The following is a 14,051-nucleotide window of genomic DNA, read 5'->3' as shown; positions in this document are numbered from 1 at the left end:
ACGACTATAATTACTGTACCTATTGGATTTCAAGGCACATCAACAAAGCAGAAGTTTAAAAACGGCAGATATATATTTTTTATTTTACAATTTATCACTCCCCTCAATAACTCCCGAAATATAATTCGGAATGAGTTACTGATAGCTATATTTTGAAAAATATAGACATGATGATTTGATATAAAAAACAAATCAGCGAAGTCATTTCATTAATATTAAATTTTTCAATTAAATAAACAATAAAAACCTTGATACAACCAAGAGTATTTTAATATAAAGGATATAAAATAATGCACACAGAAAAACAAAATAACATTCCCACTAATCAATCAAATGACTTACCTGACTTCCCTAAAGATGTAAAATGGGAGTTTAGAGAATTTAAAACATGGTCAAGTGAGATAAAAGTAAAACATGTTCCATGCTGCACACCAAATTCAGTTGAACAAGTACTTGAGGTCGTCAACTGGGCCAAAAAACAGGTTTACAAAGTAAGACCTGTCGGGCAATCACATAATTGGTCGCCTTTAATCTTCAAATCAGGTGCGCGCGCCGAAAAAATACTTCTGATGGATCTGCAGCCCCATTTTAATCAGGTAAGCATTGAGCAATCCTCTCCGGTTTCCATTGTTAAAGCGCAAACGGGAGTGTTGATGGAAACATTGATGACCACAATGGAAGAGCATGGCCTTGGCTTTACAGCCACTCCCGCGCCGGGAGATTTAACGTTAGGAGGCGTTATCGCAATCGGGGGACATGGAACCGCCATAAGCGCTCTCAATGAAAAAAATGAGGATGGACATACTTATGGTTCCGTGAACAATTCTATACTCTCTTTCTCTGCTGTAGTCTGGGATGAAGCAAGCCAGCAATATATTCTTAAAGTATTTCAACGCACTGATCCTGATTGCGCACCGCTTTTAACCGCATTAGGCAGTGTTCTAATACTGGAAGCCCAACTACAGGCAGGTAAAAATCAACGCCTCAGGTGTGAGAGCTTTACGGATATTCCTGCGAAAGAATTATTTTCACCTCCACAATATACAGAAATAAATAAACAGGCTATTAGCCATTTTTTGGATAAATCGGGTCGGATTGAAGTCATTTTATTTCCCTTTACAGAAAAACCGTGGTTAAAAGTTTGGAGTCTTTCACCTGAAAAACCAGACTCCAGCGTAGAAGTAACGGCTCCTTATAATTACCCTTTTACTGAACTTACTGAAATGGAAGAAAAAATTTTCATTAATCAACTTCATAACGACCCGAGTTCCACACCAAAAATATGTAAAACAGAATATAATACTGTAGACGAAGGACTATCATCTCAGGGAAAAGACATCTGGGGCTGGAGCAAAAACCTGCTGTTATACATCAAACCAAACACCTTGCATGTAACAGCAAATGGCTATGTCGTATTAACGCGACGCGCAGATGTACAACGCGTCTTGAACGTGTTTTATACTAAATGGGGTGCCCTATTGAAAGAGTTCACAGATAATGGCAAATACCCCATCAATGGCCCGCTTGAAGTGCGAGTAACCGGATTAGATACGCCTGCTGAGGTCGTGCATAAAGATGCCGTTATTCCCAGATTATCACCTCTTCGCCCGCGCCCGGATAAACCTGAATGGGATACTGCGGTTTGGCTGGATATTTTAACCCTTCCGGAAACTGACTATGCAGCTGATTTTATGCGAGAATTTGAACAGTGGTTGTTTCAGGAATTTAATGGAACTTACGCATCGGCCCGGGTTGAATGGAGCAAAGGCTGGGCATACAGTGAAGATGCGGCCTGGGAAGATGAAGATGTACTCACGAAAAAAATCCCGGCATCGTTTACTGATGGTCAACCCACTGACAGCAACTGGGCAGCAACAATTTCTTTATTGAACAAACACGACCCTCATCACATATTCAGATCAACTTTCTTGAACAAATTATTTTCCATTTAATCTCTTTTTGATAATCGGCAATGATATATCCCCATATCTGCCGATTATCAAACTCCGAATTTGTTCTATCAAAGAGACGATGACTTTCCTTTTTTATTCATATGACAATGATTTTTAATAGGTGCGTTTATTTAAATTCACATTAAAAACTTCAATGCAAGTCAATAGAAAAAGGAAATAAAAAATGTCCTCATCTGATTTGATCAAACAATCTTATAGTCAATTATCCTTTAATCAATCACAAGAAAATATTATTGTTGATTTAGACTGTCACTTACCTAATTTTCCTAATGAAATAGAATGTAAAAAAATAATATTCAAAAACTGGTCAGGAGAAATTAACATCCCCAATATGCCATGTTGTATGCCACGCACTTCAGCGGAAGTCATTGCCGTAGTTAACTGGGCATGGAAGGAAAATTATAAGGTAAGGCCTATCGGGCAGGCTCATAACTGGTCGCCTTTGGTATTGGCATCCGGGCAAAATACCAGTAATCGCATTCTATTGATGGATCTCTCCAAACATTTCACCAACGTTCATTTTGAACACCAATCTGAATTTTCCATCGTAACAGCACAAACAGCCATTCTGATGGAAACATTGATGACCCGAATGGAAGAGCAAGGTCTTGGTTTCGCCGCCACCCCCGCACCCGGAGATTTAACGCTAGGCGGCGTTCTCGCAATTGGCGGGCACGGAACTGCCATTAAAACACACAACGAAATTCCACAGCCCGGGCATGTTTACGGTTCGCTCAGTAACACAATATTGTCTCTGTCTGCTGTCGTTTGGGACGCCAAAAGCCAGCAATACGTCGTTAAACGTTTTGAACGGAACAACCCGGACTGCGCACCTTTATTAACCCACATCGGCAGTTCCCTTATTCTGGAAGTGCAATTTCAAGCAGGGAAAAATCAACGCTTACGCTGTCAAAGTTTTACCCAAATTTCGATGGACGAATTATTCGCCGCCCCTGAAGAGACACAATATCAACACACCATTACACAATTTTTGGATAAAAGTGGTCGGATTGAAGTTATTTTATTTCCCTTTACTAATAAACCATGGCTGAAGGTCTGGAGTGTCGCCCCAACCCGCCCGCCATCCAGCGTTGAAGTTAAAACACCTTATAACTATCCATTTTCCGATAACGTCCCATTAGTTGTATCGGATATTTCGTCAATGATTTTTACCATTGCACCGGAAGTCACTCCCTTGATGGGAGAAATGAAATATCAGCTTGTCAACGCAGCCTTGCAAGGCTATACCAAAGATATTTGGGGTTGGAGCAAAAATGTCCTGTTATACGTGAAACCCACGACACTGCGCGTGACGGCAAATGGCTACGCTGTATTAACCCGCCGTGCGGATATTCAGCACGTACTTCACGTTTTTTATGAGCAATGGAAAAAGTTGCTCGTGACATATGCGACCGCAGGAAAATACCCCATCAATGGCCCTATTGAAGTGCGAGTTACTGGATTAGATACCCCTTCAGAGGTCATGGTTGAAAACGCTGTAACTTCCAGTTTATCGGCCATTCGCCCGCGTCCTGATAAAACTGAATGGGATGTTGCCATTTGGTTGGATATTCTGACTTTTCCGGGCACACCACATGCCATTGAGTTTCTCAACCAATTTGAAAAATGGCTATTCAAGGAATTCAACGGAACATATGCCTCTGCCCGCGTTGAATGGAGTAAAGGTTGGGCTTATGGCAAAACATCAGCCTGGGAGGATAAGGAAGTTTTAACCAAGACAATTCCAACCTCATTTACTGAGGGCTTACCTACTGATAATAATTGGGTTTCCGCCGTATCCGCATTACAACAACATGATCCGCATCATATATTTAGATCGCCTTTGCTGGATAAATTGTTTACTGCTGGTAATTAATTTACCTTTTCAGAAATAAAATTAACGCATAAGTATGTTGTTAATATTCAAGAAAATGACTAAAGACATGGGGCATAATGCCCCATGAATATTATTAATTATCTTGGAATTATAAGAATTAGGTGTTAATAAATTAGCACTTGAAAAATTCGAATCTCTTCATAATTATTCTAAAATGCAAAACAGCTCTTTTTCTATTTTATCTTTACATTTTTAAACAGTTCGCATTACATAAATACGATCTACTTCACATACTTAAAACGTCATTATTAGGTAACTTAATTCCCTATAAACACTATTTCAACAAATAACATTTATACTTTATTTATTCAGATCGCTTGAAAGTAACCTTTCATCCCCCCTCCTTGTATGGTTATTTATCAACGTAAGGAAAATAAAAATGAGCATAGACAAATTATATGAATTTAAAAATCGCACAAGAAAAATGCATGAAGATAACTTAACTGATTATATAGAAACAATCAAATCACAAACCCGAAATGAAGCACAGTATAATAATATAAGTATGGATCAAGAAGCCTGCCCACTTATATTGAAAAATTTAAATATAAGATATTCTAGCATGAACGTCGAAGAAAAAATTATTGATGTGGAAAAATTTGCAGAATATGATTTTAATTCTTTAACAAAGTTCCCGCGTAACACACATAAGCGATTTATCATCAGTGTACATTTTAATGGTGTTCATTATGCTGCTGCAAATGTTTTTAAAGATGGAGAAAACAAGGTTTCTGTCATATTCTTAGATTCCAGCCGGGGAAACAATATATTTATTCCGCTTAGATGGAATAAATTTAGAAAAACAGAAAAAGATGAAGAAAATAAAGTAAAAACACTCTATATTTACTGCCAGATACAAAATAGCCCTGGAGACTGCTTAATTTTTTCATTACATTTTTTGAAGAAAATGCATGAATACGCGCAAGAATTTACCAATATTCACCAAAGTATATTTAATGATGAAATAAAATTCAATAATGATAACTATAAACTCATCGCTCCCAAAAGTAAAAACCTTGAAAAAGTATCAGACGATTCGTGCAAAGAATATCGGGTAGTATTCTTCAACGAAGCTATCAATTTATTGCCCATTGATTTTTTCAAACATTCTCAGTCACTAAACCCCATTGATGCCTACCTAGAGCGCCATCCAAATGAATCTAACAAAAAAGTCAATAAATATGCTGGAGGAGAAACCTTGAAAGAACGATATCAGCGTTATCTTGTTACTCGAGAACTTCCGGTTCAATATAACTCAAATGAAACACAAAAATACACATATAGCTGTTCCATCGAAGAAAAAAGACTCAAACTTGCTCAAGATGCCCTACACGATTTATACGAATTACGTGCTATAAATGCTATGCGTAGTCTACATTGGTTTGATGAAAACAAATAACAATGCACTATATAATTAATATGCGCTGTAAATACCCTGCGATGCTCTGCATTTTTTATACGACATGAGTATGCATTTTCACTGCCATTTCTATTTACCTACTTACAACAAATCATTTTGATATTATTAATAAAATTATTCTAAATAATAGAAATTTAATAACTATCAATAAATTCTTTAAGATAAATAGAGTTAATGACATGAAAATAAATTGGCTTTTACTTAGAACGTAGAGCCAGTTTATTGATTAACGCTGAGTTAATTGACAAAACATATCATATTTCCTAGCGATAAAACTATTGATAACTTTCCCATGCTATTTTGCAAAGGCATCACTACACAAGTTTAGGGAAACTTGCTGATCCTACTGACCAATCCCACCAAAAGTGCACAATAAAAATACGAAGCATCAAAATTCCTTGGTACACTAAAGAATATTACATAACTAAAAACTATCTCACAGTCGAAAGACTCTTCAGCGCTAAGGAATTCTAATGTCTTTATATCAGGATAATCAATCTCTTGCCCAGCTTACGTTAGGTAAACCTACTTCCTACTGCGATAACTACGATCCCACATTATTACAGGCGGTTCCCCGCAGCATGAACCGTGAACCGCTTGGGCTATTCCCTGAGAATCTTCCTTTTCATGGTGCAGATATCTGGACCATGTACGAACTGTCTTGGCTCAATGCACGTGGCGTTCCTCAGGTTGCTGTCGGCCATGTCAGTCTGAATGCAGACAGTGAAAATCTTATCGAGTCAAAAAGTTTTAAACTTTACCTGAACAGTTTTAACCAAACTCGCTTTGCTGATTGGGAGACTGTACAAAAAACATTGCAGCAAGATTTATCCGTCTGTGCCAACGGTAATATCGATGTGGTTTTACATCCCCTGCACAGCTTTAACCAACAACCCATTGCCGAATTTGCCGGAGAATGCATCGATAATCAGGACATTGAAATCAATGAATATCAATTCAATCGTGATTATCTTAATAACGCAGCAACCGGCCCTGTCGTTGAAGAAACATTGGTCAGCCATTTATTAAAATCGAATTGTCTGATAACCCATCAACCAGATTGGGGCTCCGTTATGATCCACTATAAAGGAGCAAAAATCGATCAAGAAAAATTATTGCGCTATTTAGTCTCTTTCCGCCACCACAACGAATTTCATGAACAATGTGTCGAGCGGATTTTCAACGATTTAATGATGCTGTGCGCCCCTGAAAAACTCACTGTTTATGCGCGCTATACCCGCCGCGGAGGGTTGGATATCAACCCGTGGCGCAGCAACGAAGCGTTTACGCCTGCAACCGGAAGATTGGCCCGCCAATAACCTAAGGGGCAAAGGAGTTTTAATTGATTACACATGTAAACCCATTAGGGTCAATGGATCTACTCTCACAACTTGAAGTAGATATGCTTAAGCGTACAGCAAGCAGTGATCTATACCGCCTGTTCCGCAACTGTTCACTGGCTGTACTTAACTCTGGTAGTCAAACAGATAACAGTAAAGAATTACTCTTAAAACACGAGGACTTTGATATCAACGTGCTTCGCCGGGAGCGCGGCGTCAAGCTGGAGCTGGTCAATCCGCCAGAAGAAGCGTTCGTCGATGGTAAAATCATCCGCTCCCTGCAAGCAAACTTATTTGCCGTCCTGCGGGATATTTTGTTCGTTCATGCTCAAATTATGAATGGAGAAAAAACACATACCCTGAATTTAGAAAATGGTATGCATATCACCAGCACCATTTTCTCTATCCTGCGTAATGCCAAGGCGCTGCATATCGCAGAAGATCCCAATATGATCGTCTGTTGGGGAGGGCACTCCATCAATGAACACGAATACCAGTATGGACGCAAAGTAGGAAATGAGCTGGGGCTGCGTGAACTGAATATTTGCACGGGGTGCGGGCCAGGTGCAATGGAAGCTCCCATGAAGGGAGCAGCAGTAGGGCATGCCCAGCAAAATTACCGGAAGAGCCGTTTTGTCGGCATTACAGAGCCTTCCATCATCGCGGCAGAACCTCCCAATCCCTTGGTGAATGAACTGATCATCATGCCGGATATCGAAAAGCGTCTGGAGGCATTTGTCCGTCTCGCCCACGGCATTATTATTTTTCCGGGCGGGGTGGGAACGGCTGAAGAGTTGCTGTATTTACTGTCAATCATGATGAACCCAGAAAATAAAGACCAAGTTCTTCCGCTGGTTTTAACGGGGCCAAAAGAGAGTGCTGATTATTTCCATGTTCTGGATGAATTCGTCGTCAATACGCTGGGAGAGCAGGCTCGCCAGTACTACCGCATTATTGTGGACGATCCGTCAGAAGTGGCACGGATCATGAAACGGGCCATGCCGGGCGTCAAAGAAAGCCGCCGGGCTACAGGAGATGCATACAGCTTCAACTGGTCGATTAAAATCAACTCCGATTTACAATCTCCATTTGAGCCAACCCATGACAATATGGCTGATCTGAACTTATATCCAAATCAGTCACCCGAAAAACTCGCGTCAGCCTTGAGACGGGCATTCTCAGGTATCGTAGCCGGTAATGTAAAAGAAGTCGGCATTCATGCCATCGAAGAGCATGGTGCATTCAAAATCCACGGTGATGCCAGCCTCATGCGGCGAATGGATAATTTATTGAAAAATTTTGTCGAGCAAGATCGCATGAAACTTCCGGGTGGCACTGCCTATGAACCATGTTATGAGATAATCAAATAAATCTCAGATACCTTTACTCATCAATATCTATACACAATGGGTTTCAGGTTGCATCGCGGCGGCGAGGAAGAGCATCCCCGGGAACATAGATAATTATGTGACTGGGGTGAGTGAGCACAGCCAACAAAGAGGCAGCTTGAAAGACGAAGTGTATAATGAGGCTGAAGCCAAGGAATACATCCACGGATGGAGCAAACGACCATGATACATCTTTTGATTGTAGACGCCCTGAATCTAATCCGGCGCATCCATGCAGTGCAGGGCAGCCCTTGCATCCCGGCCTGTGAACATGCATTAAAGCAATTAATCACCCACGCTTCGCCAACCCATGCCGTTGCCGTGTTTGATGAAGATGATCGCAGCCATAGCTGGCGCCATAACCTTCTTCCTGACTATAAAGCCGGCCGCTCTGCCATGCCGGACAATCTGCAACAAGAAATGCCGCTGATCAAGCAAGCCTTTAATGAATTGGGAGTCGCGTGCTGGCATGCAGAAGGGCATGAAGCCGATGACTTGGCGGCAACCTTGGCAATAAAAGTCGCCAATACCGGGCACCGTGTCACCATTGTTTCCACGGATAAAGGCTACTGCCAGCTTCTCTCTCCCAATATCCAAATCCGCGATTACTTCCAAAAACGCTGGCTGGATTTACCTTTTGTTCAGCAAGAGTTCGGCGTTCTCCCTAATCAGCTCCCCGATTATTGGGGGCTTGCAGGTATCAGCAGCAGCAAAATACCCGGCGTGCAAGGCATCGGCCCCAAAACTGCGTCAACCTTGCTACAGCAAGCGGGTTCGCTGGATAATCTATTTCAGAATTTGGAAACCCAGCCAGACAAATGGCGCAAAAAATTAGTTTCCCACAAAGAAATGGCCTATATCAGCCGTGAAGTTGCTTCGCTAAGAACCGATTTATCACTACAGGGAAATTTGCAGCAACTTAGATTGACTCATGTATAACGAGAAGTTTCTGGCTCCCCTATAGCGTGAGGATTCAGATACTGCTCGATCCCCAATGGATTTCAAGATGCAGCGTGACGGCAAGGGAACGAATTTACTCAACCAAAGGCTGACCAGAAGTCGAGAGCCAGAAGCCTTTCAGTCATCCCCGGAAGCATAGATAACCGTATGCTTATAAGAGTGAGTGCCGCCAACAACGCTGCAAATTGAAAAATAAACCTCAAACTGAATCAGAGGATAAAATCTGCTTCAGTTATATCTGTTGAATACAAAAATACGAGCTTAAATTTATCACTGAGCATGCCTTTTTCTAACGTAATAAATAATGTTGTTGAATTAAGGTTGTTTTCAAAAATTAAATATGCTTCGCCTGGCTGATCAAAAGTATCACCATCCACAAATCTAACTTTTCTTTTTCCACCACCAAAATCAAAAGCTGACAAATCGACTTTATCTATACCTGTTTTAAAATAATAAATAATATCATAATCATCGTTTACTGATTGATTACCAGACAAATAAACGAAAGTATTTTTCCCAGTTCCTGGATATAAGGCTGTATGCCCACCAAAACTAGTATAGAAAATATTATCACCTGCTGTACCTTCCAGCCGATTTCCAAAGTTATTACCGATAATGATATCGTTTCCCTCACCTCCAATCGCAGCATCAATAATACATCCACGGGAAATTGAGACGTTCCCTTGCAAACCCCCAACATCAGAAAAAGCAGCTTCATGCAAATTAATGACTTGATCCTGTTTAAAAACAGAAAAATCAAAAGTATTAATTACATTATCTCCAATGGGAGAACAAGCGCAAAAGAGCAATTTACTATCTTCATGCATTGCAGTTGTATAGTCCAGCCCTGTATTGGAATTGAAGCCATATATTATCTTAATCGAATTAGTACTTTTTTTAATGCCATATAGCTCTTGAACGGCTGCGATATCATCCATCATAGGACATGATGGCAAAAATCCCTTAAAATCTTGTCCAGTATTCGACTCACTGAAATAACTCATGACACTATAGGCGAAAGAATCCTCGAAGTGTGATGCTTTTTTCTCATAAGTTGGTTTCTCTTTATCAGCAACATCATATCTAGAAGGGTGAGATAAACATAACTGATGCCCAATTTCATGAGTAAATGCCTTCCTTATATCTCTATTAACTTCAAGATATTCTGGATCTGAAAATTTACTATTATTAATATTGAACCATGTGTGGGATTTATAATTTTTTTCATTAGGATAACGAGTGAATGGATTAAGGTCTGTTTTACCTATATTTTTACTATAAAATCCGACAACAAGATCGGCTTTATTATAATCCAAAACCTCAGTAAAATAAATATTTGCCACTTTAGACCATGCCTTGTAAGAGTTATCCAAGGCGTTCTTTATATTCATATTAATAGTTGCAAGCTCTGCCACCCTAGCTTTTTTCATAGCCTCTTTCACTAAATCATCATTAATATCTTTAGAGTTTGATGTTAATACAAAATATTTAAATTCAATATCAGAAGGGCTTTCATTTCTTTTATCTCCCCAATAAAACTTCCCTCTCAGAAGTTCTTTAAAAGCGTTATCACCAAATACTGGCTTGTTAAATTTATTGATTTCTGGATGCTCATCTAGATCATAATAATACAAATACTTTTTTAATCTCTTAACCGTATCAGAATCTGATCTTTCATTACTTAAATCATTACTGTGCAATATGGGCATATTATCCCCCTAAAAAATAATATTTAAAATATTAAATGCATTCTTATTTATAAGAATTATCACATTATGTACACTAATATTTTTCCAACAACGAACTATAACTACAAATACCTGATAAACACCAGAACCTAAAATACGTAAAATAGTTCGAAAATATAATAAAAGTTTAGCCCGCATTAAGGTAAGTGACATATTATTTAATTCTTTGTTTAATCTTTATTGATAATTTATTTTCCTATGGCTCCCACAAAAAGTGTCGCGGTTTAAAAATTTCCCCTATATCATCCAGATTCGCATTCAGTTCATCTAAATCCCAGTTCGCCCGGCAAACGCTGGAGCAGGCCTTATGTGCAGAGGCGCTGAATCTAAATACCAAAAGAAAAGCAAATAAAAATAGAATTATTATTCTATTTTTATTACCCACAACATCGCCTTTCTCTTAAACCAAAGAGTTAAAGAACAATATTAACATTTCAAACTGATACATTGATCAACACATAATTATCTCCTGATAATCAAATATGCTGCTTCTGATTATTTATAATCTTATCGCGATAAGAACCCAATCACCTTAACCAAAATAATCAGCAATTAACTTAATATGTTCACCCTTTAATTGGCCGGATTCATTCAATAGTCCAACCCATGCTTTCATATAAGCATATTTTGCCTGGGACAGTTCACGGCGGGCGGTGTACAGTTGTTGTTCAGCATTGAGAATGTCAACATTGACCCGCTGGCCCAGCGCAACGCTTTTTTGTGTTGCTTTGACCTGTAAAACAGCCGCTTCCACCGCTGTTTCATAGGCGCGTATCCGTTTCTCTCCATTCACGCAGGCATTATAATTGCGCCGCAGTGAATTCAGGGTTTCTCCCGTCTGTGCATCCAGTTCATACTTGATCTTGCCATAATTTGCAGCTGACTGACGCAGTGCCGCCGCCGTGCCACCCCCATTATAAATATTCATGGAAACGCGCAAGCCAATTGAATCTGTCCGGTATTTTTGGTCAATACTGTAATCGCTGCTGGATTTATTTTCGCTATGGGAAGCATACACTTCCAGCTTCGGTAAATATCCCGCCCGATTGCGTTCAATATCCTGATACGCCACATCCACTTTCTGTCTGGCTACTGCCAGCAGAGGATTATGCCGCAGTGCCATCTGTTCCCAATCCTGATAATTGTCCAGAGAGAGTTTGATGGTTTTAAATTGCGGGGTATTGGGTAGACGATTAACAGGCAGATCCGCCGGCAATGGCATGCCAATCAATGCCTGCAAATCACGGATGGCAGCATCCAGCTCATCTTGTATGGTCAATTCATCGGCCAAAATCTGGCTGTAACGAGCCTGAGTTTCTGCCACGTCGGTGCGAGTCCCCTCACCAGAGGAAAACAGTTTTTGATTGCGCTCCAGTTGCTCCTCATAGGCAATCCGCTGCTGGGTAACTTGGGCCAATTTATCTTGCGCATAAGCCACAGCCACATAATTGTTCACAACCCTGACGGCCAATTGCTGGCTATCCGACCGAAAACGGGCGTCGCTCATTAAAGTATATGCCTGCCGGATCCGATAACGCGTCCATGCTTCGAAATCAATCAAAGGCTGGGTCAGGATAATCGAACTGCTATAGCTATCATATTGGCGATCACGCTTATTGTGGACAATTCTGCCCCGCCAATCCTCAGACTTAGACTCCATCGTCTGCCAATTTTTTGGCGCATTTTGGTAGCTGAATGACAGCTTCGGCAACAATTCTGCCAAGCCCAGATTTTTCTCCTCCTGCCCGGCTTCTTGTTCTTTAATGGCGGCCTGAAATGTAGGATCGTTTTGCAAAGCCAGCGCATAAACTTCTGTTAAAGAAAGCGCACTGGCAGAGCCGGAACATACAAAAGACAATGCCAAAAAAAGCACCAAAGGCCATCTCAGCAAAACTGAGAGCAATAACAGAATTTGCCTATAAGTTATACCGTGATATATCAACATCCCTATTACTCCTCAATCAGCGAAGTCGATGCCCTATCCACCAATGGCTTGAACAAGTAACTTAATAAAGAACGTGAACCGGTTTTCACAAACACTTCAACGGGCATTCCCGGTTTAATGTTTAAACCCGCCAGCTTTTCCATGCCTTCAGGACTAACCCGCAATCGCATCTGATAATAAGGTTCCCTTGTGATGGCATCGACCAAACGGTCAGCAGAAACCACCGCAACTTTCCCCGTCACTTTCGGCGTCCGGCTCTGATTGAATGCCGTGAACATCAAATCAACGTTCTGCCCCACAATAACTTTATCAATCATATTGACCATCAAACGCGCTTCCACCTCCAAGGCACTCTGGCTTGGCAGAATTTCCATCAGCTTTTCACCGGAGGCAACGACTCCCCCTTGGGTAAATACAGCCAATCCAACTACTGAGCCGTCCGTCGGAGCAAGGATGGAGGTGTGTGACAAGTCGAACTGAGCTGTATCCAGCTTATTTTGCAGCTCATTAGCCAATACCTGAACATCCGACAGTTGGCTGCGCACTTCACGCTGATAATCGGCTTGACGCTGAATCACCCGCTGCTTCGTCTCTTGCCGTTGCTTTTCAAGCTGGCCCATTCGTCCGGCCATCTCAGCCATACTGCCGCTTAACTCGCTTTGATTACGCTGTAATTCCAGATAACGGTTACGAGGAAAATAGCCTTCCTCTGTCAAAGGCCGTAAATTTGTCACCTGCTCTTTGAGTGATGCCTGCTGTTGCTGCTTGCTTAGCAACGCTTCCCGCAATCCTTTGATCTGGAAATTCATCCCCTCTTCAGTCTGCTGCATCCCGGCCAAGTCGCTGCGCAGCATTTCGCGACGAGCCAGAAAAAGCTGTTTCTGCAATGCCAAAATATCTTGAATGCGGGGTTCCGATTGTTGAGCCAACAATGTGGCGGGAAAAACTATGGTCTCCGAGCCTTGCTGCTCCGCCAACAACCGAGCTTCCGTTGCCAGTGTGGTATAAAGTTGTTGCTTGAGGGAATCAATCTGCGCGTTAACCTGTACCTGGCTAAGCTGCACCAAAACCTGCCCGGCCTTGACTTGCTCCCCTTCTTGCACCTGAATTTGCCTGATAATGCCATTTACCGGCGATTGAACCGTTTTACGGTTGCCATCCACCACCACGGTGCCGGAAGAAGCGACACCTTTATCAAGCGGCGCAAACCCGGCCCACAGGAAAAAACCCAAAATACCAATACCAATAATCAGCCAGCCTATTCGCAGGTAACGATTCGCATCCAGCGGCAATAATCCCGATGCCTCGTTTTGGGCATCTTTTGCGTTAATCTGATAGGGCATCTTTACTCCCAGATAGAAAATATCCCAAGAAATCCAT

The 14,051-nt window shown here is 41.1% G+C and carries 9 protein-coding genes; 6 read left to right on the top strand and 3 right to left on the bottom strand.

All coding sequences use genetic code 11. From position 1 onward, the window contains the following. Nucleotides 1–290 precede the first annotated feature (290 nt). From FE392_RS11145 to xni, 6 genes are all read left to right on the top strand, one after another. Nucleotides 291–1,952: a cholesterol oxidase substrate-binding domain-containing protein gene (locus tag FE392_RS11145; protein WP_319930300.1), complete on the top strand. Its 1,662-nt coding sequence runs from the start codon at nt 291–293 to the stop codon at nt 1,950–1,952. A gap of 364 nt (nt 1,953–2,316) precedes the next feature. Beyond that, on the top strand, nt 2,317–3,849 hold the full coding sequence (locus FE392_RS11140) for a cholesterol oxidase substrate-binding domain-containing protein (RefSeq protein WP_319930299.1): 1,533 nt from the start codon (nt 2,317–2,319) through the stop codon (nt 3,847–3,849). 400 nt (nt 3,850–4,249) lie between these two features. Then, complete coding sequence (locus tag FE392_RS11135; RefSeq protein ID WP_319930298.1) at nt 4,250–5,269, top strand: YopJ family acetyltransferase; 1,020 nt, start codon at nt 4,250–4,252, stop codon at nt 5,267–5,269. Between the two features lie 494 nt (nt 5,270–5,763). Then, complete coding sequence (queF, locus tag FE392_RS11130; RefSeq protein ID WP_319930296.1) at nt 5,764–6,609, top strand: NADPH-dependent 7-cyano-7-deazaguanine reductase QueF; 846 nt, start codon at nt 5,764–5,766, stop codon at nt 6,607–6,609. Nucleotides 6,610–6,632: 23 nt separating this feature from the next. Continuing rightward, entirely contained in the window at nt 6,633–8,000 is a 1,368-nt protein-coding gene (gene ppnN, locus FE392_RS11125) for a nucleotide 5'-monophosphate nucleosidase PpnN (RefSeq protein WP_319930295.1), read from the top strand. 201 nt (nt 8,001–8,201) lie between these two features. Further along, the gene (xni, locus tag FE392_RS11120) at nt 8,202–8,957 is read left to right on the top strand and encodes a flap endonuclease Xni (protein WP_319930294.1); all 756 of its coding nucleotides are present in this window, start codon (nt 8,202–8,204) and stop codon (nt 8,955–8,957) included. Nucleotides 8,958–9,187: 230 nt separating this feature from the next. Here the strand turns inward: xni and FE392_RS11115 are convergent, their stop codons facing one another. The 3 genes from FE392_RS11115 to FE392_RS11105 all read right to left on the bottom strand — a co-directional run bounded on the left by FE392_RS11115 (nt 9,188) and on the right by FE392_RS11105 (nt 14,014). Further along, a complete protein-coding gene (locus FE392_RS11115) occupies nt 9,188–10,687 on the bottom strand; it encodes a M10 family metallopeptidase C-terminal domain-containing protein (RefSeq protein ID WP_319930293.1) in 1,500 nt (499 codons plus the stop codon). Nucleotides 10,688–11,258: 571 nt separating this feature from the next. Next, the gene (locus FE392_RS11110) at nt 11,259–12,671 is read right to left on the bottom strand and encodes a TolC family outer membrane protein (RefSeq protein ID WP_319930292.1); all 1,413 of its coding nucleotides are present in this window, start codon (nt 12,669–12,671) and stop codon (nt 11,259–11,261) included. 5 nt (nt 12,672–12,676) lie between these two features. Continuing rightward, on the bottom strand, nt 12,677–14,014 hold the full coding sequence (locus FE392_RS11105) for an HlyD family type I secretion periplasmic adaptor subunit (protein ID WP_319930291.1): 1,338 nt from the start codon (nt 14,012–14,014) through the stop codon (nt 12,677–12,679). Between the last annotated feature and the right edge of the window lie 37 nt (nt 14,015–14,051).

Source organism: Xenorhabdus santafensis, from assembly GCF_033949405.1.
Classification (GTDB): Bacteria; Pseudomonadota; Gammaproteobacteria; order Enterobacterales; family Enterobacteriaceae; genus Xenorhabdus; species Xenorhabdus santafensis.
The sequence above is the reverse complement of the archived record's forward strand: the minus strand, read 5'-3'. Positions and strand labels throughout refer to the sequence as shown.